Annotated in this window: 5 protein-coding genes; 3 read left to right on the forward strand and 2 right to left on the reverse strand. The window is 68.1% G+C overall.

Annotation, left to right across the window (positions count from 1 at the left end; translation table 11 throughout):
- The coding region (locus tag VF794_RS18520) for a 5'-nucleotidase (protein WP_331112219.1) at positions 1-642 on the forward strand (642 nt) is incomplete at its 5' end.
- Positions 643-659: 17 nt separating this feature from the next.
- Here the strand turns inward: VF794_RS18520 and VF794_RS18525 are convergent.
- Positions 660-887, reverse strand: a complete 228-nt coding sequence (locus VF794_RS18525; RefSeq protein ID WP_331112221.1) for a TIGR04563 family protein — start codon at positions 885-887, stop codon at positions 660-662.
- Positions 888-1,100 carry a TIGR04563 family protein gene (locus VF794_RS18530; RefSeq protein WP_331102943.1) on the reverse strand — a complete coding sequence of 71 codons (213 nt, stop codon included), beginning with the start codon at positions 1,098-1,100 and terminating at the stop codon, positions 888-890.
- Positions 1,101-1,571: 471 nt separating this feature from the next.
- On the opposite strand from VF794_RS18530, the gene tilS reads away from it, so the two are divergent.
- Together tilS and ftsH are read left to right on the forward strand one after the other, a co-directional pair.
- Positions 1,572-2,930, forward strand: a complete 1,359-nt coding sequence (tilS, locus tag VF794_RS18535) for a tRNA lysidine(34) synthetase TilS (RefSeq protein ID WP_331112223.1) — start codon at positions 1,572-1,574, stop codon at positions 2,928-2,930.
- 180 nt (positions 2,931-3,110) lie between these two features.
- The coding region (gene ftsH, locus VF794_RS18540) for an ATP-dependent zinc metalloprotease FtsH (RefSeq protein WP_331112225.1) at positions 3,111-4,480 on the forward strand (1,370 nt) is incomplete at its 3' end.

Consider the following 4,480-nt stretch of genomic DNA (forward strand, 5'->3'; position numbering starts at 1 on the left):
CATGCCGAGGATGGCTCCAAGGCGCCCGCGGAGCTGGGCATCATCAACGGGGGCTCGCTGCGCGCCGAGGGCCTGTGCGTCACCCGCACCGTCATCCCCAAGGGCCCGCTCAAGAACGGCCTGCTGCACGAGGTGCTCCTCTTCGAGAACGCCGTGGTGACGGTGGACCTCACCGAGCAGCAGCTCGTGGCCATGCTGGAGCACTCGGTGGAGGCGCTGTCCCCGGAGGGCCAGCCCATCGTCTCGCCCTCCGGCGCCTTCCTGCACGTGTCCCAGGGCACCAAGGTGAGCGTGGACTGCGCGCGCGCCAAGGGCCAGCGCGTGGTGGCGCTCAAGGTGAATGACCGCTTCGTGCCGCTGCCGGCGCGCGCGGATGCCTCGCCGCGCTACCGCGTGGCCATGCCCGACTTCCTCCTCCAGGGAGGTGACGGGTACGGCACCATCTTCAAGGACGCGGGCTCGGACCTGTCGCGCAACCCGGTGAAGGCGCGCGTGGAGGACGGCAAGGCGACGGACGCCAACCTCACCGAGGCCTTCATGAGGGCGAGACACTCCACGGAGGCCCAAGCCCTCGGCGAGGACAAGGACGTCCGCATCGTCTTGAACAACTGCGCCCGGCCGGGCCGGCCCGTCGTGAAGTAGGGCCGGCGGCGCGACTGTCAGGTCTGCGGATTGCCCGAGCCGTCGGGCTGCGACGGCTGCGTCGGCGTGGGGCCGAACACGTCGTTGGGCGAGGGCATCTTGCGAAGCTCGCCGCGGGCGACCTTCCACGCCTGCTGGACGATCCACGAGAGCGAGCGATCCTGCCGCGTCGCCTCGCGCTGGATTTCCTCGAGCATGTCCTCGGGGAAGTAGAGGCTTTGCTTACGATGATCCGTGGCGGCCACTCAGGACCTCCCCTCTTCACGGGGGTCCTGCCGCTCGTCGCCCGTCACGTCGTTCACTGCGGGGAACGACTTGATGCGCTCGCGAGCGATCTTCCACGCCTGCTGCACCACCCACGAGAGCGAACGGTCCTGGCGATTGGCCTCCTCCTGGATCTCCTTCAGCATCTCCTCGGGGAAGTACAGGGACTGCTTGCGCTTGTCGGTGCCTGCCATACCTGGGTCTCCGGAGCGGATACTCTGAGGTGACGACTTGATCACACCGGGGCCGTTATCCGACAGACGCCCTGACGGGTCAACGGTTTCGGAGTGCTCCCGTACCGTATGCAGCCCTGCGGGCTTCGTCCGCGAAAAAAAAAGCCCGCAAAAGGGAACGCCCCGGGTCCTCATCAAGAAGACCCGGGGCGAACCGGAAAGAAGGACCGCCAGGACATATCCCGGCGGTCCCGTGGGCCCAGAGGGGGAGGGGGGGGACCCCTAGGCCCAACTCCGTCAAAATTCACGTTCAGAACAGTTCAAGTCGCGCGACCCATTCCCCCCAACCTTTTTTCCCCGACCACCCCGTCCACCGCGACCTACGTGACGATCATAAGAATCGTCGTCAGAACCTTCAACCGACCGCATCCGGTGTAACCCGAGTCGCCCGATTCTGATTCCTTCCCCTGTTCAATGGCCCCCACTCCCCCCATGAGCGTCCTTTTCTCGACGACGCTGGAAGGCGCCTACCGCCATTTCGGGCTGGCCGGGGGCTCCGTCCTGCTGGCCGTGTCCGGGGGGGCGGACTCCTCGGCGTTGCTCGTGGGCACCGCCCTGGTGCGAGAGCACCTCGGATTGAAGGTGGAGGTGGCCACGCTGGACCACGGCTTGCGGCCCGAGGCCCGGGCGGAGGTGGAGGCGGTTGCCCGGCTGGCCGCCCGTTGGGCGCTGCCCTGCCATGTGCGCTCCCTGGGCCTGTTGCCTGGTTCCGGCCTCGAGGCTCGGGCGCGCGAGGCCCGTTACGCGGCCTTGGAGACGCTGCGGCGGGAGCGGGGCCTCCAGGCGGTGGCCACGGCCCATACAGCCTCGGACCAGGCGGAGACGCTCCTCATGCGGCTGGTGCGCGGGACGGCCCTGCGGGGCGCCGCCGGCATCCACCGGGCCCGTCCCTTCCTCGTCCGCCCGCTCCTCGAGCGTACGCGCGAGGAGGTGGAGGCCTTCCTCGGGGAGCAGGGCGTCTCTTTCGTCGTGGACCCGATGAATCAGGACCCGGCTTTTCTGCGTACCCGCATCCGATATGAAGGGCTGCCGGCCCTGTCGCGCGCCGCGGGCTTCCCCGTGGGACCTCGCCTGGCCTCCTTCGCCCGCCTCGCCGCCGAGGACGAAGCCCTGCTGGGCGAGCTGGCGGACGGGGCATGGCAACGGCTCGTGCTCGTCGATGGGAGCCTGGACGCCGTGGGGGTGCGCGCGTTGAGACTGCCCCTGCGCCGACGGGTGCTGGCTCGCCTGCTGGCCGAGGCCGGGGCGGACGTGGACGAGGCCTCCCTCTCACGTGCGCTGGAGGCCCTGGAGACGGGCCGGCCCGTCTCCCTCGGGGGAGGCCAGGGCCGCGGGGGGCTCCAGCTCCGCGCCACGGGGGGACGCGTGCGCTGCGTGCGCCGTGCGGAGCCCTCCGAGCCGCCCCCAGTCCTGGTGCTGACGGGGGAGGGGGCCTCGGGGGTGCAGGAGGGCACGGGCTGGAGCTTCTCCGTGAGGCCGGCACCCCCTCCTCCTGGTAGTCGTAGTCTCGGCCTTGGCCTGCCCGAGGGCACACGCTGGCCCCTCACCGTGCGGACGCGGCGGCCCGGAGACCGGGTACGAGGGCCCGCCGGCTCTCGCAAGCTCCAGGATGTGATGGTGGACCGACGCGTTCCCGCGGAGCGGCGCGACGTGCTGCCGGTGGTCACGGACGCCGAGGGGGCAGTGCTCTGGGTGCCGGGCGTCTGGAATTCCACACCCCCGAGCGCTGTAGGGCTCTTCCTGTGGGCCTCGGCACCGGGAGCGAGCATGCCCGGTACCCCACCGTTATAGAGTGGACCACTTGGGAAATTGAGGGGGGAAGGAACCCCCAAAATAGTTGAGGCGTTTTTGCTGTTGCTGATACCGTCCGATAAACGGGCAACACTCCCGGTGTCGTGACAAACGGTCGAAACTGTTGGTCATTTTCGGCCGTGCCCTCATACCGCCGAGCACCGAAAGGGCAGCTGACACGTGCGTTCGACTTACAAGACCATTGGCCTTTGGGTCATCCTGATCGTCCTCTTCGTCGCCTTCTACAACTTCTTCTCCACGGGCAGCGAACAGGTCCAGGAGCCGACCTTCACCCAGCTGCTGGCGAAGGTGGATCAACAGAAGGTCAAGGCCGTTGCGGTCAAGGGGAACACCTACTCGGGCGTCTACACCGACACCGACGAGAAGTTCCGCACCACCGGTCCCGAGGCCGACAAGGCCGTGCTGGACCTCTTCCGCGCCAAGGACGTGGATGTGAAGTACGAGCGGGAGGAGCAGAACAGCCTCTGGCTCACCATCCTCGGCCAGTGGATGCCGGTCGTCTTCCTCTTCCTCTTCTTCATCTTCTTCATGCGCCAGCTCCAGGGTGGGAGCGGCAAGGCGATGACCTTCGGCAAGTCCAAGGCGCGGCTCCTCAATGAGAGCCACAACAAGATCACGTTCGCGGACGTGGCCGGCGCCGACGAGTGCAAGGAAGAGCTCGAGGAGATCGTCGCCTTCCTGAAGGACCCCAAGAAGTTCACCAAGCTCGGCGGCCGCATCCCCAAGGGCGTGCTGATGATGGGCCCTCCGGGTACCGGCAAGACGCTGCTCGCTCGCGCCGTCGCGGGTGAGGCCGGCGTGCCCTTCTTCTCCATCTCCGGCTCGGACTTCGTGGAGATGTTCGTGGGCGTGGGCGCCAGCCGCGTTCGCGACCTGTTCGAGCAGGGCAAGAAGAACGCCCCCTGCATCATCTTCATCGACGAGATCGACGCCGTGGGCCGTCACCGTGGCGCGGGCCTGGGCGGTGGTCACGACGAGCGCGAGCAGACGCTCAACCAGCTCCTGGTGGAGATGGACGGCTTCGAGTCCAACGAGGGCGTCATCCTCATCGCCGCCACCAACCGTCCGGACGTGTTGGACCCCGCGCTCCAGCGCCCGGGTCGCTTCGACCGGCGCATCGTGGTGCCCCGTCCCGACCTGAAGGGCCGCCTGGGCGTGCTCAAGGTGCACACCCGCCGCGTGCCGCTCGCCCCCGAGGTGGAGCTGGAGGTCATCGCCCGCGGTACCCCCGGCATGACGGGCGCGGACCTGGAGAACCTCGTCAACGAGTCGGCGCTGATGGCCGCCCGCCAGAACAAGGAGCGCGTGGACCTCAGCGACTTCGAGCAGGCCAAGGACAAGGTCTTCATGGGCCCCGAGCGCAAGTCCATGATCATGACCGAGAAGGAGAAGCGGAACACCGCCGTGCACGAGGCGGGTCACGCCATCATCGCCAAGCTCTTGCCCGGCTGCGATCCGCTCCACAAGGTCACCATCATCCCGCGCGGCCAGGCCCTGGGCGTCACCTGGAGCCTGCCCACCGAGGACAA

The sequence above is a fragment of the Archangium sp. genome (assembly GCF_036389735.1).
Taxonomy (GTDB): Bacteria; Myxococcota; Myxococcia; order Myxococcales; family Myxococcaceae; genus Archangium.